The sequence below is a fragment of the Acidithrix ferrooxidans genome (assembly GCF_000949295.1).
In the GTDB taxonomy this organism is placed as follows: Bacteria; Actinomycetota; Acidimicrobiia; order Acidimicrobiales; family Acidimicrobiaceae; genus Acidithrix; species Acidithrix ferrooxidans.
This window is the reverse complement of sequence record NZ_JXYS01000042.1, coordinates 1-21,850: the sequence shown is the minus strand read 5'-3', so window position 1 is coordinate 21,850 and position 21,850 is coordinate 1. Positions and strand designations below refer to the sequence as shown.

The window sequence follows — 21,850 nt, the reverse complement described above, 5'->3', positions numbered from 1 at the left end:
AAATGATTACCATGACGCAAATTGCACTTCATAATCACGATTCAAACCCATTGCAGGAGAGGCCACAGGGTTCGCGCTGTAGCCCAGCAAAACCGACAACGCTACGCCACCTTTTAGGTAATCCTCTCACGGAAGTAGTCAAACCGCTTCAACAAAGGATCGTCTCCACGAACAAAGGTGGTCCCATATAAGATTGCCGCCCGCGAACTACTTCCACTGTTTACCTTGAAATGTCCAATGTTGGCAATCTCTTGGTGCCATCTGTTCTACCAATGGGTGACTAAATTTGGGGGCTATGAGGGTGTGTGAAATTCTACCCAAACGAGAGTTCAAAGCTTCGGGGAAAGTGAAGGAATCGATTCTGAAATATTTAAAGCTCCTAGCGTTCCTGATTCAAATTCCCCACAGCGGCCTCGGCCACGGCGGCCCTCGACTTCAAGACCCCGCGCATCATGTGGAGATATTGCTGGTGCGACGATCCCAAGACAACAAAAAACTAACAAATTGATCTCGTGTAAAAATTGCTCTAAATAGGACCGCCACGGTCTTGGCCGCGCCAAGAGAAATTAAGATAACTCCCAGCCATTTAAAGCCAAGTGGAGCAATGGACCACTAGCAATTAGCCAAGTTCCCTTAGCGAAGGAACCTCTTGCCCAAATCATAAAGCTACACTAAACAAGCAATAGCAAACCGCTACCCAATGATAGCACCGAGCCATTACATCGAATTCTTCACTATTGCCAAAGCTACTCTAAAGTGGGTTGCATCAGGCAAAGCGCACCTCGTTCAATAGATTCAAGAACGTCCCGCAGATAGAAACCATTAAGGTTAGCAATTATCATGCTACCGCTGAGATGGTCTTGAAATAGTTCGGTCATCCAGCAAGAAAGGCAACTACTTTAATCGCCTTTGACGATCTATGGTTAGATTTCAGGAGTCTCGTTCGTGATCAACAAAGCAACAAGACGATAGGTGAACCACCAATAATCGAAAGCATTCATCCATAACACCAATGTCACTAATTGCAATTGCTAGTTATAGATCGAGCGCACTTGAGATATTCAATTCAGCTTCTGCATAATCGCATCTTCCCAAAAAGCCACTCTCAGGCCTTTGCTCGGCGCTTGCCTCGCAGTTGATCAACATAAACTGCCGCAATCAAAACAGCACCTACGGCAACCTCTTGCCAAAATGGCGGCACATTTATCACGATTAGACCCGTAAGCAAAACAGCGATAATACCCGTTCCAAAAACAGTGCCCAAGATGGTGCCTCGTCCTCCGAAAAGACTGGTACCTCCAATAACCACTGCTGCTATAGCGCTGAGATTATCAGAGCTTCCCGAGGTAGGTGATGCAGCACCGAGACGACCCATCACGATCACTCCAGCAATTCCTGCTAAGACTCCTGCGAGAACATAGACCTTAAAGATGTGGCGCTTATCGTTAATTCCCGAGCGAATCACCGACTCCCGAGAGTCGCCTAGGCTCAAAGTGTGGGCGCCAAATCGAGTTTTAGCCAGAATAAGAGCACATATAATGGTTATAATGGCACCAAATGCAACAGGAATCGGCATCCATCCACCGATATTCAGGTTCCCGACATGAGCAATTGAGGTTGGGATTGCTGAAATCTCTTGACCATTGTTGATTAGATCAGCGAGCCCCGTCGTCATTCCAAGCGTACCCAGAGTAACTACAAATGGTGGCACATTAGCCCATGCAATGAGCGCACCGTTCAATGCACCAACTAATGCAGCGGTGATAATTGCAGCAACTACACCTACGAGCACGATCCCAATATCAGATCCCGCACCGACGCTAAACAAATGCGACATAGCCCACGCGCCAGCCATCGCTGAAAAACCTAGGTTTGCACCAACAGATAGATCGATTCCCGCAGTGCAGATCACGAAGGTCTCACCAAGTGCTACCAGTAGCACTTCAAGCGCAGTGTTGGATGTATTCAACCAGCTAGCACGAGAAAAAAAAGTTGGAGCCTTTATCCCAAAGGCAATGATCAAAATTAATAAAAGGCCACCCATCCACAGATCGCGCATGGAGTTGCGACCACGACGCACAAGACCGCTAACCTTCGACGGAGGCGGCGTTAGGGAAGCGGATTGGAGTTGCAGGTTGGTAGCCATTATCCTTCTCTTTCAGCCATTGGCGCAACGGCGTCGCCAATTTTAGCACCCGTTATATATCCAATTAGATTTTCGCTCGTTAATTCGGATGAACCAAGGGTCGTAGCAACCCGTCCAAGGCGCAGAACCACGACACGATCACAGACGTCCATAACGTCTTGCATCTGATGACTGATAAATATTACCGCAATCCCCTGATCTCGCACACGACGAATCAGCTCAAGAACTTGGGCCTGCTGTTCGACCCCAAGGGCACTTGTGGGTTCATCCAGTAATAGAACCTTAGAGGTCCATGCAGCGGCTCGTGCTATCGCGAGTGCTTGGCGCTGTCCACCTGAGAGCTCACGCGTAGCCAGGGTCACATCGGGAATCCTGGTGCCAAGACGAGCTAGTTCTTTGATGGTATGGTCACGCATCTCCTTGCGGTCCAACCAGCCAAATAGTCGTCCAATTGGATTCTTGGAGACAATCTCGCGTCCTAGGAAGAAATTGGAGACTACATCCTGTTGGGCGGCGAGTGCTAGATCTTGATAGACAGTTGCAATTCCAGCTTCTTTGGCTGCGTGTGGCGTAGTAAAGACGAACTCTTCTCCGTCTACCTCAATGGCACCCTCCGAGGGAGCTACGGCTCCGGCCAAAATCTTCAGCAGAGTTGACTTACCAGCTCCGTTGTCACCGACAAGCCCCAGAACCTCTCCTCCGTTAACCTCTAAGGTCACGTCTTTAAGGGCATGCACGCCACCGTAATGTTTGCTGACATTCCGTACTGCCAAACGTGCGCTCACGTTGTGCCCCCTATTTTCAACCGAGTCAGCGATATTAGTCAAACTGATCAATTTACCCTCCATAAACACTAGATCGCGTTCTGAGCTCGAAGGTACTCGCGTTCGCATATATCTTTATATTTGAAACTTGGGCACCTATGTAGCAGTTGTTACCCCCAAAGACCCCGCCATAGCTATACCTACCCATATTTGGAGATACCAACCCGCCTAGAGTCTGCTAGGTGTAATTAAGACAGCCAGATGGTCAAAGATCGAATCGAGTTTCTGATCTAGCGCACACAAGCTGCCTTAGAAATTGGACCGCCGGAAGAGACCTGACCACATCAAGGCGATAACTTCCGGCAATACACTATGAACAAGCGCTCATTCAAGCAAAAACTACAACTTGTAGAAGTACTTCGAGAAACTTGCAAGCTTGGAATCAGCAGTTGTAATCAAAACATCTGGCAACTGGACCGTCGCCGTTATGGACGAGGTCTTGCCAGTGAGTTTGTCATAAGCATACTGGGCCGCAAGAACGCCCTCTTGGCTTGCTTGCTGAGCTACTAATGCTGAAATTTGGCCAGCTTGGAGCATCTTGACAGAGTTCGGACCTGCGTCAAATCCAACTACTGTCACTTTTCCAGTGGTTCCATTGGCTGAAAATGCATCTGCTGCGCCCTCTGCACCAGTACCTGAAACCGCAAAGAATGCCTTGATCCCGGGGTGAGCTAACATAAGAGCATTGACCGCGGTTGTGCTGTCGGCGATCGCTTGACCCGTATATTGCAGTGCTACTACTGAAATATTTGGAAATGCGGCTTTGATCTCATTTTCAAAGCCTTGGGCTCGCGCAACCTGAGTTGTAGCTGTCGCGGAGATGCTAAGGATTGCTACTTGGCCCGATCCGCCAATTGCCTTACCAATAAAGTCAGCGGCGAGCTTACCACCTTCTGCGTTGCTGGTAGTGATTTGACTTGTGATCTTGGATGCATCGGTCAAAGTCGTATCCGTAGTAATAACCGGGATACCCGCACTTAGGCAGGAATTGATTGCAGGCGCCATCGCGACTGGGTCGGTCGGCGATACAACTAGTACGCTGGGCTTTTGCGTACAAACACCATTTACTATTGGCGTTTGAGCCGAAGGACTAAATGCCGCCGCCCCTTGGTAGATAAACTTCATCCCCAGTTTCGTCGCTTCAGACTTCATGCCCGCTGCCAATGAATCATAAAATGCAATCCCAGTTACACCCGGAACGTAAGCAAGTGTATATTGCGCTTTGGCAGCGGTAGTCGAGGAACTGGCCGCAGCGGTAGTTGTAGTAGTAGAGGCTGAAGTCGATCCGCACGCGGCTGCGATCGCTCCCAACGCTGCGACTGATGCTAAACCCATCATTCGGCGAACCCCCCAATTATGCTTTCTGATATTGATACGCATCTGTTCTCCTTGTAGTTTGCGCGTTGTAAAAAACTGTTTTTGACGCTCTAGCGTCATTTTAAGTAGTTGGTAGATCCCCATGTGGACCATAGATCCAAATCAACCATAATGGTTCACGGCCAGTATTTATATGTTGATGAAGCACTCCTTTCTTTATGTACATAAAGGTATGCTCGGCAAATGGATTACGATTTCCATCTTCATCGCAGACCTCTCCGGATCCCTTGACAATAAAGTCAATCTCTTCAGAGTCTGGATGATTATGAAGCGACGAAGCTTCCCCTGGCTCAAAGATGGTAAGTCCGGCGTTTAAGAATTCACTATCACGCAGATCGGAACCAAGTACCTTGAATACCTTCCGACGAAACCCCTCCTCGTCCAGGCCCAGCCATAGCGGCGAACCATCCTCGAACGGATCAATTATCTGTGTCATTGTCTCTTTTATTTCCTTTCGTAATTTTGAAAAAGCACGACCCTAGCGTCAGTCGAAAAATCGACCCTGGTAGATATCGTTAATGTTCCAGTGGCCTGGAGTTGGAACCGGCTCATTGACCATAGGCACATCCAAAAGAGCTGGGCGCCTAAGCTCAAGAGCGTCTAAAAGTGACTTCTTAAACTCTTGGGGCGAAGAGATCGCATAGCCATCTGCACCACAGGCCCTGGCATATGCGGCAAAGTCTGGAGAATAGGATGCCCCGTTGCGATCCTGAAAGATGGTACCAAAACTATGACCATAGTTTCCATACTCTAAATCGGCGATCGTACCGTGAGCTCGGTTATTCATGACAACCCAAATAATGGGGAGGCCTTGCTCTACCGCAGTTGGAACTGCGGGAAGCTGAGCGCTCATTCCACCATCACCGATCAATGCAATCACCGTTCGGTCTGGCAACGCAATTTGAACCCCGATAGCCCCGGCAGGCCCGAATCCCATGGTAGAAGCTCCACCAGGTGTTATAAATTTACCCTGAGACGGAAGTTTGTAGCCTTGAGCAACACCGTTCTTATTCCAACCTACGTCAGTAACCAATACAGCATCACTTGGCAGGGTTTCCAAAAGGTCTTGCAATATTCGCTCGGGCCGCAACGGGAACTGATCGCTTGATCCGTTCTCTTTAGTGCGAGCCCAGAGACCCTCCCTCATAGCTTTGATATCTTCGCGCAGCTCAGGCTTATTAACGCCGTCCTTCGCCATAATCTTCAGGGCAGCTTCAATCTCAATAACCGCCTGATTGACATCGGCTACCGCGCCAATCTCCACAGGGTAGTTACGTCCAATCTCATCAGGATCGATATCGATCTGAATAAGTCGAGAAGGTGGAAATTGCCAGGTGTATTCAGGCATCCAGGAGCTTGAATCGGTCTCTGCAAAACGGGTAGCCAAGCCAAGAACAACATCGGCCTCTCTAGCATACCCATTAGTAAAAGTCGATCCCCAAAAACCAGTCATTCCAATCACCAGGGGATGATCATCGCTGACTGCACCTTTGCCCATCAGCGAATGAGCAATCGGAATATCTAGGTGTTCGGCGAGAGAGACCAGAGCGGCCAGTCCCTCCTTGGTTCGAATGCCTCCGCCTAAGTAGATAAGTGGCCGATTGGCATCTACCAGCATTGTAGCAATAGACTCCGCGACCCCATAGCCCAGTCGAGGGGAAGTCGACCGGGCTGGTAGGGGTGGGGGGAAATTGTAGGTAGATGGAAGTCTACGTGAAAACATGTCCATTGGTACATTCAGAAGAACTGCTCCCGGACGTCCAGAAGTGGCGGTCCAGAATGCACGCTCAGTAAAGCGCACAAGATCCTCCACTCGTTCAACGTTCCACGCCCGCTTTACAAACGGACGATAGACGTCAGCCTGCGAGGCGTTGTTGTGGATATTGATCTCTTGATGAGGATGACGCCCATAGTAGTAACTTGGCACGTCACCGGCGATGGCAATTAGCGGCACCGAATCCAGTGCGGCTGTGTATACCCCGGTTGCGGCATTTATCATGCCAGGACCTACATGACTCAGAAGGACCCCTGGTTTGCCCGATGCGCGGGCATATCCATCAGCCGCATGAGCTGCTGTTTGCTCATGACGATTGATAATAAATTCGATCGGGCTCCGACTGAGAGCGTCCAAAACAGCTATGTTAGTATGACCACAGAGTCCAAAGACGTACTCTACTCCGTAGAGTTCAAGCTGCTTGACTAACGCCTCTGCGCCGGTCATTGAGGGATTTGTCACATCAATGGAGGCGACTTTCTCAGATTCAACCGTCATAACGATTCTCTTTCTTCAACAACAGATATCCAAGATTTACCTGGAACTGCATGGGCGCTTTCGAACGCGTCTTGGGCCTTATCAAAGGAGAAGCGAGCCTGCACCACGCTTCTAAGAAAATTTGGTTGCGCAGCCATTGTCGTTGCAAAGTCAGTTGGATGATCATAGATCATCGATCCGACCAAACTAAGGCGACGTCGCACCAAGTCAGCGGGGACCACTTCCACCGGCTCGCTCGAAAGACCAATCAATACAATCGTTCCTCCAGAGGCCGCCGACTTTAGCGCAATCTCAAAACCACCAGATGACCCAGAAGTCTCAAAGACTCGCTCGAAAGACGAAGGTTCCAGAGCACTATAGGAACTAGCACCTAGCGTTGCAGCAAGGGCCGCCCGCTCAGAGCTAACCTCGACAAAGTAGGTATCAAATCCCCGCGAGATCAACAGTCCCGCCAAAAGGAGTCCGGTCGATCCCATTCCTACCACTAAAGCGCGATCGCCGCTTTGGATGTTAGAACGCCTCAGTGCTGCAACCCCCACCGTAAAGGGCTCTAGAGCTATCAACTCACCAACGCTTAGATCCTTGGGCGCTTTCCATGCGAAAGGCGCTGGGACTACCACATAGTCTGCCAAAATACCAGGTACCGCCATGCCTACAATTACGCGATTCAAACAACCCGAGGTATTCCCCTTGAAACATTCAGAGCAAGAAAAGCAGCAATAGTTCGGCTCTAAAACTACGCGATCACCGATCTTTAGGTGAGATACATCACCACCGAAACCAACGACCTCCCCAACGCCTTCGTGGCCCATTTGCCAAGGATAATAAGGGACTTGTCGATGCCCATAAAATACGCTTAGGTCACTTCCGCAGATACCCACTCCCAGCATCCGAAGCAAAACCTCTCCTGGTCCTGGCGTTGGAAATTCAACTTCAACTTGGGAGACCGAACGCGGTCCATTAAGAACAATAGCTCTCATAAAATGATCGACTCTTTGGAGGTTCGCAGATCTGTCACTTCTATTCGTCTCCCCATAGTGAGATATCTCTCAGCATCATCGTCTTTATGTAGGTATAGTCATCCAGCATCCATCGCGGCGACTCTCGTCCAATCCCTGAATTCTTTACGCCCCCAAAAGGTGCGTGGTCAAGGCGATAATTTGAAGATCCATTCACAACTAATCCACCGACCTCTAGCTCGCGCCATGCATAAAAGATTCGACCGATATCGTTAGTGAAAAGTCCTGCCTGAAGGCCATATTCGCTTCTGTTACAAGCCTGAATTACAGTCTTGAAGTCATTGAACTCTATGACTGCCACGAGAGCACCAAAGGCCTCTTGGTTGACCACCTTTGAGTCAATCGGCGGCCCTGATACTACAGCCGGTAACACAGTTGCCCCACTGCGCACTCCACCTATTGTCACAATAGCCCCAGCAATTCGAGCTTCATCGATCCAATTGACGATCCGACTTGCGGCCATATCATCCACCATTGAACCAACATCAGTCGAGTCATCTAGTGGGTCGCCAACTTTAAGTCTCGCGACGGCGGCGGTCAATTTCAAGGTAAATTCATGAGCAATAGAGGAGTCGACGTATATGCGTTGAACCGAAATACAACTTTGGCCTGAATTAGAAAAACCAGTCTTAGCGCAATTGTTTGCTGCAAGATCGAGATCAGCGTCACTGCATATAATTGTTGCAGCATTTCCGCCAAGCTCAAGGACCAACCTCTTGGGTCCTGCCGATGCAGCGACTGCAGCTCCTGCTTTGGCTGATCCGGTAAAGCTGATAGCTGCAACTTCTGGCGCGCTTGAAAGGGCCGAACCCACCTCGACGCCACCATGAAGAATCTGCACTGCTTCTAACGGCATGCCTGCATCCAGGAGGAGCCTAACTACCGCATTCGATATAGCTGGGGCTTGGGGTGGTGGCTTCACGATGGTGGTATTGCCAGCTGCAAAGGAAGCCGCGAGTTTATGGGCTAGTAAATTTGCTGGAGCGTTAAATGGCGTGATAGCAAGTACAACTCCAACTGGAGCCCTAAAGGTAATAGCCGTAGTTCCGCGTCCGCGCTCCCAGCCCTCAGCCCCTAAAAGCTCCCCGCCGAGCCTTCTAGCCTCGCTTGCAGAGATAGCAAAGGTGTCGGCGACTCTGATCATCTCACCCCGACTATCCTTCATCGGCTTTCCAAGTTCGAGAGCCAAGATTCTAGCTAATTCTTCTTTGCGCTCGACGGCTAAGACTGCTGCTGTCTCCAATATCTCGGCACGCTCAAATGGCGTCATCCGTCGAATCACCACCGCAGATTCCTTAGCGTAGGAGAGTGCCATACTTATTTCATCTCGCGTTGGGATGGAGCTACGACTCACTACGCGTCTTACATAGGGACCGAATCTCTCTTCGTAAGGAGCTCGGCTGAGCCAAGACCCGCCAACTAGTGATGGCGCATCGAGCACGGTATCGAGATCGTTATCCTCTGGATTTAGCAACTCTTACCCCCCTTTTTTTGGTCTATCTAGTGGACCATTCCTTCCACCTAATAGTACCAACATAGCATGATCGATCTAGATTCTGCCGTCGCCACCAAAATATTGTGGCTAGATACAAAAGATTTTTTTCATGATTTGGTCCATTCAGCGGAATTGATGGACTAACTAGCGGATTATCGCTAGTATGTGTGAACATGAGCGATACCGCAAAAATCAAGAACGATCAGACAACCTCTGACGACACCGCTTTTGGCGATAAAGAGGTAAAGGACGAAATCTCCACCTCTAATACGTCAGATGGGACTGTTCGAAGTGTCCGTCGAGCCCTGGATATTTTAAATCTCTTCACCGAGGAAAACCTGATTCTAACGGTACGCGACACCACCAATTCAACAGGCCTTCCCAAGACCACAGTACTTCGCCTTCTTCAGACGCTTGAACATGCGGGGCTTCTTTGGTCTCTAGAGACGGGCGGATATACCCCAGGACCTGCCCTTTTGCACTGGGCACGCATCGCCAACGAATCATGGCAACTACCTCCGGACTTCCGCGAAGTTTTGGCAGAGCTCTCAGAGGTGGCGAGGGAGACCGTAAATGTCTATGTCAGAAAAGGACTTCGTCGGGTGTGTATCGCACAAGTTCCCGGTCCGCAAAGTTTGCGCCACGTTGTGCGAGTTGGAGATGAACTGCCGCTCTGGGCTGGCGCATCCGCAAAAATTCTACTCGCGCAAGCGCCCAAATCCACCCTAGAAGCAGTAGCACAAGAGTCACCTTCGAATGCTGCAAAACTAGAGACCTTGAACCTATGGTGTGAACAGGTACGCGAGCGCGGATGGGCAACTAGTCACGCAGAACGAGACGATGGTGTCTCTGCCGTTGCCGTACCCATAAAATCCAGAGATGGTCGAGTAGTAGCCGCTCTGGCCATCTCGGGCCCCTCTTCGCGTTTTGCCGAAGAAAAGGTTGAATTCTTTATAGCCGAATTGAACAAGGCCACAGACGAACTTCGCCGGCGAGCTTCTGAAGGACGAATCGTTGGTACATCATTATTTCCTCAACCTCGAAAGGGAGAAACCGCATGAGTCAAACGCCTCTCAAGGGAGTACGCGTTCTTGATCTAACAAACGTACTAGCCGGCCCTTACTGCAGCTATCAACTGCTACTCTTTGGAGCAGATGTAATCAAGATCGAGATACCAGGAAGTGGCGATCTAGCAAGACAGCTTGGGGCTGACCCCGAATTGAATTCGATCAATCTGGGCGCATCATTTCTAGCCCAAAATGCTGGGAAAAAATCCGTGACCCTAGATCTCAAGGATCCGATCGACAAAGAAACGTTTCGAACCCTGGTCGTCAATACCGACGTATTGCTCGAAAACTTTCGCCCTGGCGTCTTGGCTCGCCTCGGATTCTCCTGGGATGAACTGCGCAAACTAAATCCCAAACTAATTTATTGCGCCATCTCTGGCTTCGGGCAAAGTGGACCTATGAGTGCTCGACCCGCATACGACCAAATAATCCAAGGCCTGGCGGGAATGATGAGCGTTACTGGAAATGACGATGTAGCTCCGCTAAGAGCTGGATATCCGGTCTGTGATACCATAGGAGGACTCGCAGCAGCCATGGCTATATCAGCGGCATTGGTAGGTCGTTCCATAAACGGAGAGGGAGCATTTCTTGATGTATCAATGCTTGAAGCTTCAATTTCAGCCATGGGCTGGGCCGTCTCCAACTACCTCATAACCGGACAGACTCCGAGCCCAATGGGCAACGATAATGCGACAGCCGCACCGTCGGGTGCATTCCTGACCAAATCTGGAATGCTAAATATAGCCGCCAACAGGCAAGAACAATTTGCAACATTATCAAACCTCATCGGGCGCCCCGAACTTCTCGAAGATCCACGTTTTCGTGGTGCTGAAGATCGCAAAAAAAACCGCGATGCACTGAACCAAGAGGTTGCCAAGGGGCTCGCATCCAAGAGTGCAATCGAATGGGAAGAACTTCTATCTAGCAATGGCGTGCCGGCGGCGAGAATCCTAACTGTGCCTGAGATGGTCGAATTGACCCAACTAAAAGAGCGCGGCTTCTTCACCAAGCTACCTTTCCCCGGCGATGAGAAGAGAATACTGACAGTTAGCGGAAATGGCGTCCTAGTAGATGGAGAACCATTGCGAGCCCATACTCCCCCACCCTTACTGGGTCAGCACAATCTCGAAATCATCAAAGATCATTAAAACCAAGCAATCAAATGGTATCCGAACTAGAGGTTCGACCTAAAAAAGGGGAGACTAAAGTGGGCGAAAGCGAAATTAGTCGAGATGAAATGGAGAGTTGGTGGGGAACGAAGATCTCTGATATCCACCCGGGAACCATTCGCCTTAGGGGAATTGAGATAGAAGATCTAATCGAAGGATGGGACTTTATCTCGGTAGTCTGGCTAATGGCAATCGGAACTACTCCATCGAAACAACAGGTCAAGCTGTTGGAAGCAGCTATGGTATCATCTGTTGACCACGGACCGCAGGCTCCATCAATTGCTGCTGCTCGAATGGCCGCCACATGTGGAATCGGTCTAAACAGCGCAATAGCAACGGGGGTAAATCTACTCGGCGACGTCCACGGAGGTGCTGGGCAACAATGCGTTGAGATCATCTATGAGATTAAAGGCCTTTTGGATACCGGCATTGCCCTTACTGTAGCCACTGAAAGCGTAGTGGAGAAATGGCGTTCGCAAGTAAAATACATTCCAGGTTTTGGCCATCGATTCCATTCACGCGACCCTCGTCGCGACCCCCTTTTGAATTTGGTAGATGAAGCAGTTGTTCAAGGAACAGTTCCTGGACAATGCCTGGCGATCGGACGCGCAATCGAAGATCATTTGAGCAAAGGGCGCAGCCGTCCCATTCCAATGAATGTCGATGGCGCGACGGCGATAATCTACGCGGAACTCAACATTCCCGCACCCTTAGCTAGAGGAATTTTTTCGCTCTCTCGCAGCGTGGGTATCCTAGCCCACGCATGGGAAGAGAGCCAAAGTGGAAGCCGAATCAAAGGGCCGATGCCTCGATCTTTAAACCCCAAATATATTGGACCAAATTAAATTACGACATGCCACCGAGATCTTGCTGAGACTGCGATCCAAGTGTAAACGGCTTTGATTGAGTAATGACTCCATTTCAGAATCTCTAAAAAGCGAAGATTTGCACATTTACCGAATCAAAGGAGTGTTGGGTTCTTGGCTTAGCGCACCCGATCATTTCACAAAGAATGAGATTATATGCAGATCGAAGATCATCCACGAGCAGAAAAGCTCCTACTCCTTGGCGATCGACGAAAGCTAAATCTGCCCAATCATAAGGTAACGGTGACGTTTCCAACGAGCTGCATGCTTGTCCAGATAGCCAAAAATGCAATCGACAACGCCGTTCAGCGATAGTTGAACCGACAACGCAAATCTTCCTCTCCCATATTGAAATACCATACTAAATACGATACAAAAGATCTCATTTTAAAAATGAACGACCGAAAAGCAACAACGAAATCGATGCGAACGGAAAATTACAAAACATCCCTCATTCTGCTCCTATGCATGGCAGGTTTTTACCGAATGAGTGAGAATGCTCTTCAAAGCTCCTACGGACCATTTGGTCGAAGCCTGTTGGGGATCAACGCACCTGAAATTGGTCTAGCATCAACACTGGCGGGCATCATTACCATTTTAGCCAATATAGTTTTGGTGATTCGCGGAGGAAAACATCACCAAAATAGAAGTTTAGCGCTAGGCATTGTATCGATAACCATAGCCAATCTGCTGTTAGTCACAAGTCATTCATTAGCAACCTATCTCGCATCCAACCTGTTTTTAGGTCTCGCTAGCGGACTCGTAATGCCCGGTCTAACTACGCTGGCTGGTCGTCTCAAAGGCATAGGTCAAGAGCGAGCGTTAACTGCATTTACCGTCGCATTGACCGGCAGCCTAGCACTTGGTCCTCTCATCGAATCCTTTACGCTCAAAGTGGAACACAACTCATTGCGGTTGGGAGTTCTGGTCTTCCTGCCGTTTGTGATAATAGCCATGGTGACGCTTGGCATAATCTCCAACCAAAGTCATGAATCCTCCTCGGCCGATGCGCCCCAGCACAAAACAGGAAAGCCACCAACCTCTCGCGCGCTACGCATTGCAATCAGAGCGCAGCTAATCAATCAAATGCCCTTCGTGACAGTCATAGTCTTTGGCGTATTGATTGGTCATTCGCTATATCAAAGCACGACCGCAACGAGCCAGTTGGCATTTACAGTCTTCTTCGGAGTTGCGCTTGTAGTTCGTGCTACCTTGGTTTGGCGTTCAAAAAGGATCGATGTCCGTCTCTGGATAGTGATCGGCACCGTTCCCATGGTCCTTGGGCTAACCATTATGTCTATGGGCCGCACTGTAGCAGTCTTCTTTTTGGCCATGATAATCCTCGGAATTGGCCATGGGCTTATGTTTCCACTTGCTATATCGCTAGTTGCAAAAGAGACATTGCCCGAAAATGTGGCTAGAGCAAACGCTGCACTCTTTACCGCAACAAGTGCCGCAACAGCAACCGCGCCTATCTTTGTCGGCGTACTGTGGAAGTTCATGGGCTACCGGCCAACCTTGTTGGCAGTTGCAATCATAGTATTGGCCTTGGGAGCATCGAATCTAACACTTGTCACGCATAGAGCAAATGATGATCCGGCAATCAGGTGAAAGCAGTGGCGACAATTTGCCACCTAATTTTAGATACTGACAATTTCAGATAGGCATGAGCAAACTAAAAAGAGTCTTCTGTAAATGAACCCTTAGGTAGCCAAATCATTTAGGACATCAACCAAAGTCTCATTGGAAACCTCCACACCTCCTTCAGGCAGGCCGATTCCATTTAGGACCACAAACCGCACTCCGCCACGATATTTTTTATCATGCATCCAAGCGCGGTGCATGTCTTCCATGTAAAACCGCCCGAAAGTACAAAGACCATAGGCGCTGAGGATCTGACGATGCTGCTCCACCACCCCTTTTGAAATTCGTCCCTGTCTGTAGGCGAGATAGGCCGCTGCCATCATTCCAAGCGCTACCGCTTGACCATGACGATCAGGCGTCTCTTCTAACAGATATTCAAAAGCGTGTCCAAAGGTATGGCCGTAATTGAGATATATACGCTCGCCTTGCTCGCGCTCGTCCGCAGCCACAATTTGCGCCTTTATATCCACCGAACGGGCCACAACAGAACAAAGCAAGTCCTTGTCACCTAGCAATATGGCCGGTGCATTCTCGAGCAAAAACGATAGAAGCTCGGCATCGGCAATCAATGCATGCTTGATGGTCTCAGCAATCCCCGAGACGAAGCCATCTCGTCTCCTAGAAGATGAAATGTCAACGTCATCAACAACAACAATTGGCTGATATATGGTTCCGATGAGGTTAGATCCTTGCGGTAGATTGATGGCATTCTTGCCACCAATTGCAAGGTCCACCTGACCTAGCAATGTAGTCGGTAATAGTGCGAGCTTGATTCCACGGTTAAAGGTAGATGCCACAAAACCAACCAAGTAGCAGAGCGAATCGTCCCCTACCCCGACAATGACGTCGTCACGATGAGCATTATGGCTCGCCAAAAAGAGCGAAAGCTGGTGAACGATCTCAAATGACTTACACCGCGGACCCAAAGGAACTACAAAGGTCGACACAACTAGCCTCCGACTCCTCAATCCATCTGCAACAGATTCAACCATTTCGACGTCGTCGATCGCTGACACCACAAAAGCGTTCTCGCCACCGTGGAGCACTGGCATCAGATCGCCAAAACGTTCGATCAGTCTCTCGCCGATGTGCACATAGTGAGCTCCGCCCATCGGCGCCACCAAAATGCTTTGAACTTGGTCAGGAACGGTTGCGGGAGCGACTACGGCCTCAATTATCTCCATAACGATAGCTTCTGGGCGTCGTGCGTTAGTTCGCACTTTAAGCGTTGCAATACTTCTATATAGTGGCTGGCGACGCTCGTATATTCCCCTCACGTTGGCCATTGACATCATTGGACGATAGGCGTCATGGCCAATTCTAAGCACAGCCTCGTCATATTCGACCTCAAGATAAATTACAATTGCGCCAGCGAGAGCTAAGCGAGTTCCCGCATGCTCGGCAGCACCTCCCCCTAGAGCGACCACTGCGTCAGGACCCGAAAGTATCTCAACTACGGTGTTATGTTCGATCTGCCTAAAAGCTGCCTCTCCGTCTTCGTCAAAGATCGCACGAACAGATCTTTTCTCTTTCCTTTCGATATGAATATCGATGTCAACGAATGGGACCCCTAATTTCTCGGCCAGCAAATAACCCACAGTAGTCTTACCCGCGCCCATAAACCCAATTAGGACTATCACTGAACTACCTCAACTTCAATATCTCAAATAAGAGATCTTGTTCCAATAAAGCCCGTTGTTCCAACAGAATGACACTTGTTAGAAACATCACTGTACCTCCGAAAAAGTCCGAGGTTTCATTCGCCAAAGGTGCACTCGCTCGTAAAAATCGTCACAATAAGCTAACCCTAGTGCTATAGGATAGTACCCGATGATAACGCGGTGATACCGTAGTAACGCCAAAGAGAAGCAACTGCGCTACTTGAAAACACCCCCCTAGCACTTGGGCTGAGCTCCCTCGACATCTCCTAAATAGTCAATCCACAGCTAAGGCGAGTTTTAGATCAATAATTAAGATGGAGGAACTTATTTCGAAGTCCAAAAGGCACTCCTGTTGGAACGAAAGATAACCAAACGCTGACACTAAAGGAGCTCGCCACTTTAGAAAAATCCTCGAGCGCTGAGATTACCGGGAAAGCTTACGCCCTGGTGATACTACTCACGATACGTGGGGGGGCCGCCCAAAACGATCCCCCAAAAAAAAGAGTTTCAATCGAAAGAACCATTGTCTGAGTACCGTCGTCTAGAAAAGATCAGCGCTAACAAAAATCTAATTGTTCTATTGTTCCCATGGCTAGATAGAGATGTCGATAAGAAACTTCGAACACTAAGATCACACTTCGTTGACGGCTCACGAACTTTCGCATCGAATTTGCATTTTCGCAGCGCAAGAGCTTCTCAAAGCGCCAAGTCAAAATTGCTCTACGTATCAAACCACAGCAATAGCAGCTGGAGACAAGAATTGCAAGACTTGATAATCCTGAATCCACAGAATTGGACCAGCTTGAGCCCCTCGGTGTGACTTCAAGTCGGTTTTTCGGAACTGATTTAGGTTTGACGGAGGGTCTATGGCTTAAATCTGGTTTCAGAGTGCCAAATATGACCTATTCGCTTTGTGGTTGAGCCTGTTTGGTCATTTTTGAGATTGTGAAATCTCATTTTGGGTATAGTGACCTAATCCCTTGTCTTCTAGAGCAGTTCCTTCAAGTAATATTCAGTGTGTTAGGTAACCAGATGTTCAGGTGATGGCGATCTCAAACTTTCTGATCCGATCAAGAGCCTCTAAGAACTTATCCTTATAGTGCCAGTGTTCTTCAAGATGGAGTATTACTTTTCTAGCTGAACGAGTGATATGTCCTGCGATCTGAAAGTAACAACGTCGAAGCTTTGGTGTGGTGATAACAGTTTCTGCAATAGCACCTATTCGTGCCAGGTTGTGTGCAGTTGCACCGTGCCAGATTGTGTGCAATTGCACCGTGCCAGATTGTGTGCAGTTGCACCGTGCCAGATTGTGTGCAGTTGCACCGTGCCAGATTGTGTGCAATTGCACAAATAACTAACCAGACCAGAGGCAACCAAACGGCATTAGCGTTCATGTATCCAGATGGAACATGATTCCATCCCGAACCTCCTTTGAGATCCTTGATGACTAGTTCGATCTGGGCATGTGCTCGGTGATCAGCCTCAAGAAAGAGCGTTTCGCCTTGTCGATCGGTAATAAATGCGTGATAGTCATAGTCGGTAAATAGTGCCAGCTGAGACCCTGGAGTAGGCTTTGTTCTTCCTACGATAAGACGAACGTCTTGTCTATCTCTTGCAAATGCGCGATATTTCACTTCTGCTACATCAGCTCCACCTTCAAGCCAGTAGGGAATTGAAGTCCAGGCATCCTCTTGGATATCGGAGATGATACCTTTTAGTCTCTTGGACATCCGTGTTGTAATGCAAAAGCGAGTATTGCCCGCACTAGCTGCGTCTCTAACGGCTCTTGAGAAGAACCCAGAGTCAAAACGCATGGTTATTTCACCAGTTGCTCCAGCGGCTCTGGCATTGTTGATTACCTGGGTTACAAACTCCCCGGCACCACGGGCGGTATTGGCATTGCCTTCACGTGTCACTATTCCAAGAATGTCACCTGTCTTGCCAACAGCTGCTAGGTGTGGGTGATACCCCCCTTAGGTTGGTATAACCAAAGTAAGCTCCTTCTTTTTTGTTTCCATATACCTGACATATCGTGGAATCAACATCAATGGTGAGCGGCTCATCACCTGGACCTGCTCCAGCTAGCCAGGCTCGTTCTAGCAACAAAGCTGCAACTCGTTCAACATCTGCGATGTCACTGGTCTCAAAACTACGCAAGAAGACACCAAGAGTGGATGGTGCTGGCATTATCTGACCAAGGATAACTTGTGCATTTGGGCTTTCAAGGATTGCAGTGTCATCAATGCAATCACCACCGGCCAAAATAGATGCGATGATAGCCATGGCTTTTCTGCCAACATTTGCTCGTCCAGGACGATCATCTAGGTCAATGTGTAAATCAAAGAGATCCCTAAGGCCAAGTTTACCAGCAAGGGTGATAGGGAGTATTAACCCACTGTTGGAAACTGCGTTCGAATCGTCAAAGGTGACTATCAAACACTCTAAAGCACTAGTAGATGCTCGCATCTAAAAGGTGCTCCTTGAACTGATAGATTTGAATTGTGTTCAAACATCATTCTACCAGTTCAGAGCACCTTTTCTATACCAAAATCAAAGTTGAGCGGCTAAATTTTCGGTGGATCCAGGATAAGTATTAAATCATTTTTGATTTCTAGCTTGTCTGCGTAGACCTAAGTCGATCGACCCATCACGAAGTGATTTAAAACACTAGAGTATTTTAATTAAATGAACAAAATAGACGATTGCAAGTGGCTCGTGGTCGCAGACTGGAGGATTTGGTGCAAACGCGAAGCATTTTTACCTTATCCAATCACCGTCTTTCAGGCAATGCAATTTAAACTCACAAGTCCCTCATGGCAACTCTAAACAGTTAAAAATCTGAGATCCAAGAGCGATCGTGGATTTGGACGACACCACAAGTCCGCCAATACGCGACCCAACCCTGACGACCCAACCCAGAGATCTCCCATTCCGAGTTCCATGAAACGGTATTCAACGATAGACCATAAATCACGTGATAATTCAATGCCAATGGGATCAGCCTGTAGACCAAAAAGTACCGTTGCTGTTTCGAGGTCCAGTTGGCATAGCAAACCAAAAGCTCAGGTAGCAGCGGTGTTGAGATTGTCGGATCTCCATGAAGGAAATTGGACCCGGTGGGATTGGTTCAATAGTGACGATCCCATATCTAAATCTAACTTCAATCTCATAAACCAAGAGCTACGAGGGAATCGGCAAATAGTTAACCAAAATGCAAACGCCACAGGTGGGTAAATCCATATAAAACCAAAAATAACCAGACTTCACAGGCACTAAGGTTCGAAAAACTGAGCAAATATGCCAGCTATCTTGGCCCTGTCCAATAAGGACACTAAGTCGAAGTGCACCAAACAGATGATGGTCGATACGGCAAAACCGAGCTCAATGAATCAAGCTTATCCAACCTGAAAGGGCTAGCAGGGTAACTAAAAGTACCGGAACCGTTAAGATGATCCCCTGCTTGAAATATTGACCCCAAGAAATCTTTATTCCTTTTGTTTCAAGCACATGGAGCCACAAAAGCGTGGCTAGCGATCCAATAGGGGTGAATTTAGGACCAAGGTCTGCCCCCACTACGTTCGCGTACACCAAGACTGAGTGAACAACACCAGATGTGTGAGAGCCGTGAATGGCAAGCGCACCAACTAGAACCGTCGGCATATTGTTCATCACCGCCGACAAGACCGCCGCTCCAACCCCACCAACCAGGGCCGAAGGAACCACGCCCGCATGGCTTACGCCAGACAGGGCCTCTGATAGATAACGAGTGAGACCCGCATTGAAGAGGCCATAGACGACCAAATACATGCCGACTGAAAAGACCACGATCTTCCAGGGTGCATCCCTAATCACCTTAGAACTTGAGAAGGCTCGAGAGGAAGACGCCAAGGCTAAAAATACGATAGCAATAAGCGACGCAGGGATTGAAAGTGCGAAATGAAGCGGCTCCGAAAGCAGGTAACCAATTACAAGCGCTACCAAAACTACCCATCCAGCTCGAAAAATCCTTCGATCTGCTATCACCGAACTTGGAGTTGGCAAAAGACCAACGTCGTATCGAGATTTCAAATCCCCACGGTAGTAAAGATACAAAACACCCAAACTTGCCCCAAAGGCGACAACATCAACCGGCGCCATCGTCGCCGCATATGAGACAAATCCAATATGAAAGTAGTTGGCACTGACGATATTAACCAAATTCGAGACTACCAGCGGAAGGCTGGTCGTATCGGCAATAAAACCTGCGGCCATTACAAAGGGCATGGCCGATCGCCGATCAAAACCCAAGGCAATCATCTGCTCGTAAACTATCGGCGTGAGAATCAGAGCAGCTCCATCGTTTGCAAAAAAGCAAGCGACAAAGGCTCCAAGTACAAGTTGGTATATAAATGCGCGCGTCACGCTTCCTCGCGCAAGGATCAGCACATGCAGAGCTGCCCACTTGAAGAAACCAACTCGATCTAATACCAGAGAAATAATAATTACCGCAACAAAGGTAAAGGTCGCATTCCAGACAATCGACCAGACGGTGGCCACATCAGCTAATTTAACCACGCCAAGGGAGATAGCGACGATCGCCCCGCCAGCCGAAGACCAACCGATTGAGAGCCCCTTGGGTTGAATGATGACCAAGGCTAAGGTAACTCCAAAGATCACGACGGCACAAAAGGAGAGCCAAAATCCACTCAATGCAATCATTAGAAGGCACTTTCAAAGAGGATGAGTCGCCCAACCCTACCGAAGGGGAGATCAATAAAATTTGCACGACGACTGGATCGTAAACTGAAATTTAAGGTGTTCAAACCAACGTTCCTAACCACTTGAACTAAATAGACACTGACAAACGGCCACAGAATCAAGGAAGGGCTATCGAAAGTGAGAGGAATCAACTAGGCAATATCAATCTAACTGACCATCGCCTAAGTGCATCCAAAATAACCAAAGGACAAATCGACATGGACAAAGGCTCCCTGGCCCAAGAACGCAAGTAGCCGAGAGAAAAACTATGGAAATCAATCACATCAAGTTAGAAAAGGTTACAGCGTGCGATCCTAGGTCCATTAATTGGCCTGAACTCTCTCGAATCGTGAAAATCAACATATGACAATTCGCCTAATAAGAAACAATGGGGCAAGTAAAACCCAACCAAGACGACACTTAGGAGAAAAACTGCATCAAAAACAAGAAGACCAAAAGATCAAAAGCAAGCTATCGTCAGTATCTAATTACCTTCCTAGAGCGATGAAAACTGCTCGGCTCTAACTGCAAATTTACCTTCAAATCCTCGCCCTTATTTAACCTGAATCCACAGAAATGGACCAGCTTGAGCCCCTCGGTGTGACTCTGAGTCGGTTTTTTGGAACTGATTTAGGTTTGACGGAGGGTCTATGGTTTAAATCTGGTTTCAGAGTGCCAAATATGACCTAATCCCTTTGTGGTTGAGCCTGTTTGGTCATTTTTGAGATTGTGAAATCTCATTTTGGGTATAGTGACCTAATCCCTTGTCTTCTAGAGCAGTTCCTTCAAGTAATATTCAGTGTGTTAGGTAACCAGATGTTCAGGTGATGGCGATCTCAAACTTTCTGATCCGATCAAGAGCCTCTAAGAACTTATCCGGAACTTCCGAAAGTACAAGGGAAAGCTCCTGCAAAAGCCCTCTAAGGACAACATGGCTGCGGTTTAATCTAAAATATGCCAGATCATCTCCTCTAACAAGACGGCTAAGCAGGAAAGTCTCATACGGCAACTGAACCCGGTGATCTAGGGCTGGGCGAACTATCATCGCCATGCCCTTGCCAAGGAAGCCTTTTCCTCTCTAGATCACGAGATATGGATAATGCTATGGCAATGGGCAAAAAGACGCCACCCCAACAAGGGAACCAAATGGACCAGAAGAAGTACTTCATGACCATCGGCAACCGGAATTGGGTATTTAGCGTAAAGGACAAAGACGACAAGGTAATAACACTGGTAAAAGCCAGCGATAGGGCTATTGTTCGACACGTCAAGATCAAAGGCGACGCCAATCCCTTCGATCCCCAGTGGGATGCATACTTTGAGGACCGCATCGGTCGTCAAATGACCACAAACCCTGCGGAGAAAAAGAAGCTAGCCCGCCATTGGCGTGAACGAGATGGAAACTGTCAAAACAACAACGAAGCGATCACATCTCAAACGAGATGGACGCTTCGATACATAGTTCCCCGTTCACTCAGGGGACCTGACACGTTTTCTAACCGGGTCCTAGTCCACCAAAGCTGTCACGGGTATATTAACGCCAAAGAATTGGTAGCTATATGACCGGGTTCCA

18 protein-coding genes are annotated in these 21,850 nt (G+C 48.5%); 6 read left to right on the top strand and 12 right to left on the bottom strand.

Annotated features, from left to right (window positions below; translation table 11 throughout):
• Positions 1-1,105 precede the first annotated feature (1,105 nt).
• The 7 genes from AXFE_RS08235 to AXFE_RS08205 all read right to left on the bottom strand — a co-directional run bounded on the left by AXFE_RS08235 (position 1,106) and on the right by AXFE_RS08205 (position 9,112).
• Positions 1,106-2,146, bottom strand: a complete 1,041-nt coding sequence (locus tag AXFE_RS08235; protein ID WP_052605405.1) for an ABC transporter permease — start codon at positions 2,144-2,146, stop codon at positions 1,106-1,108.
• Complete coding sequence (locus AXFE_RS08230) at positions 2,146-2,994, bottom strand: ATP-binding cassette domain-containing protein (protein WP_082058586.1); 849 nt, start codon at positions 2,992-2,994, stop codon at positions 2,146-2,148. The genes AXFE_RS08235 and AXFE_RS08230 overlap by 1 nt, the downstream gene beginning before the upstream one ends.
• 315 nt (positions 2,995-3,309) lie before the next feature.
• The gene (locus tag AXFE_RS08225) at positions 3,310-4,350 is read right to left on the bottom strand and encodes an ABC transporter substrate-binding protein (protein WP_052605404.1); all 1,041 of its coding nucleotides are present in this window, start codon (positions 4,348-4,350) and stop codon (positions 3,310-3,312) included.
• A gap of 58 nt (positions 4,351-4,408) precedes the next feature.
• The gene (locus AXFE_RS08220; RefSeq protein ID WP_052605403.1) at positions 4,409-4,783 is read right to left on the bottom strand and encodes a cupin domain-containing protein; all 375 of its coding nucleotides are present in this window, start codon (positions 4,781-4,783) and stop codon (positions 4,409-4,411) included.
• A 48-nt stretch (positions 4,784-4,831) separates the two neighbouring features.
• Entirely contained in the window at positions 4,832-6,568 is a 1,737-nt protein-coding gene (locus AXFE_RS08215) for a thiamine pyrophosphate-binding protein (protein ID WP_052605414.1), read from the bottom strand.
• 47 nt (positions 6,569-6,615) lie between these two features.
• Entirely contained in the window at positions 6,616-7,599 is a 984-nt protein-coding gene (locus AXFE_RS08210; protein ID WP_052605402.1) for a zinc-dependent alcohol dehydrogenase, read from the bottom strand.
• Positions 7,600-7,639: 40 nt separating this feature from the next.
• On the bottom strand, positions 7,640-9,112 hold the full coding sequence (locus tag AXFE_RS08205) for an aldehyde dehydrogenase family protein (protein WP_052605401.1): 1,473 nt from the start codon (positions 9,110-9,112) through the stop codon (positions 7,640-7,642).
• Positions 9,113-9,306: 194 nt separating this feature from the next.
• On the opposite strand from AXFE_RS08205, the gene AXFE_RS08200 reads away from it, so the two are divergent.
• The 5 genes from AXFE_RS08200 to AXFE_RS08185 all read left to right on the top strand — a co-directional run bounded on the left by AXFE_RS08200 (position 9,307) and on the right by AXFE_RS08185 (position 13,846).
• On the top strand, positions 9,307-10,194 hold the full coding sequence (locus AXFE_RS08200; protein WP_082058583.1) for an IclR family transcriptional regulator: 888 nt from the start codon (positions 9,307-9,309) through the stop codon (positions 10,192-10,194).
• Positions 10,191-11,348, top strand: coding sequence for a CaiB/BaiF CoA transferase family protein (locus AXFE_RS08195; protein WP_052605400.1), 1,158 nt, complete (start codon positions 10,191-10,193; stop codon positions 11,346-11,348). The genes AXFE_RS08200 and AXFE_RS08195 overlap by 4 nt, the downstream gene beginning before the upstream one ends.
• A gap of 14 nt (positions 11,349-11,362) precedes the next feature.
• The gene (locus AXFE_RS08190; protein ID WP_052605399.1) at positions 11,363-12,214 is read left to right on the top strand and encodes a citryl-CoA lyase; all 852 of its coding nucleotides are present in this window, start codon (positions 11,363-11,365) and stop codon (positions 12,212-12,214) included.
• Between the two features lie 177 nt (positions 12,215-12,391).
• Positions 12,392-12,550: a hypothetical protein gene (locus tag AXFE_RS19955; RefSeq protein WP_160291782.1), complete on the top strand. Its 159-nt coding sequence runs from the start codon at positions 12,392-12,394 to the stop codon at positions 12,548-12,550.
• A 78-nt stretch (positions 12,551-12,628) separates the two neighbouring features.
• Entirely contained in the window at positions 12,629-13,846 is a 1,218-nt protein-coding gene (locus tag AXFE_RS08185; protein ID WP_052605398.1) for an MFS transporter, read from the top strand.
• Positions 13,847-13,938: 92 nt separating this feature from the next.
• Here AXFE_RS08185 and AXFE_RS08180 read toward each other — a convergent pair whose 3' ends face one another.
• From AXFE_RS08180 to AXFE_RS08155, 5 genes are all read right to left on the bottom strand, one after another.
• Complete coding sequence (locus AXFE_RS08180) at positions 13,939-15,519, bottom strand: bifunctional shikimate kinase/3-dehydroquinate synthase (RefSeq protein WP_052605397.1); 1,581 nt, start codon at positions 15,517-15,519, stop codon at positions 13,939-13,941.
• Positions 15,520-16,673: 1,154 nt separating this feature from the next.
• Complete coding sequence (locus AXFE_RS21045) at positions 16,674-17,456, bottom strand: transposase (protein ID WP_052605395.1); 783 nt, start codon at positions 17,454-17,456, stop codon at positions 16,674-16,676.
• A gap of 13 nt (positions 17,457-17,469) precedes the next feature.
• Positions 17,470-18,006: a transposase gene (locus AXFE_RS21040; protein ID WP_052605394.1), complete on the bottom strand. Its 537-nt coding sequence runs from the start codon at positions 18,004-18,006 to the stop codon at positions 17,470-17,472.
• 915 nt (positions 18,007-18,921) lie between these two features.
• On the bottom strand, positions 18,922-20,238 hold the full coding sequence (locus AXFE_RS08160; protein ID WP_052605393.1) for an arsenic transporter: 1,317 nt from the start codon (positions 20,236-20,238) through the stop codon (positions 18,922-18,924).
• An 859-nt stretch (positions 20,239-21,097) separates the two neighbouring features.
• Positions 21,098-21,322: a hypothetical protein gene (locus AXFE_RS08155; protein ID WP_152625955.1), complete on the bottom strand. Its 225-nt coding sequence runs from the start codon at positions 21,320-21,322 to the stop codon at positions 21,098-21,100.
• Between the two features lie 59 nt (positions 21,323-21,381).
• Here AXFE_RS08155 and AXFE_RS19200 point away from each other — a divergent pair, with 59 nt between their 5' ends.
• Positions 21,382-21,840, top strand: coding sequence for an HNH endonuclease signature motif containing protein (locus AXFE_RS19200; protein WP_152625954.1), 459 nt, complete (start codon positions 21,382-21,384; stop codon positions 21,838-21,840).
• Positions 21,841-21,850 lie beyond the last annotated feature (10 nt).